Raw genomic sequence first — 242 nt, forward strand, 5'->3', positions numbered from 1 at the left:
CAGTTGCTGGACGACGTGACGGGGGCGGGGATTGCCAACGTTGAGATCCATGCCTATGAGCGGATGGCCGATGGAAGCGAGGCATGGAAGGCGAAGCACGTCTCGGATGCAGGCGGTCGAGTGAGCTTCGACCTGGAAGGTCTGGGCGCGGGACGGACCTATTTCGCCCGAGCCAAGCCGTTCGGGATGTGGGTGAGCAGCGCGCCGATCACCCGAACCGGCTGGTTCGGATTCACTGTTGG

1 protein-coding gene is annotated in these 242 nt (G+C 63.6%); it reads left to right on the forward strand.

Annotated features, from left to right (window positions below; translation table 11 throughout):
• Positions 1–242, forward strand: a 242-nt coding sequence (locus tag METUNV1_RS00030; RefSeq protein WP_043358598.1) for a hypothetical protein, incomplete at both ends; no start/stop codon positions are given.

It is taken from the genome of Methyloversatilis universalis FAM5 (assembly GCF_000214035.2).
In the GTDB taxonomy this organism is placed as follows: domain Bacteria; phylum Pseudomonadota; class Gammaproteobacteria; order Burkholderiales; family Rhodocyclaceae; genus Methyloversatilis; species Methyloversatilis universalis.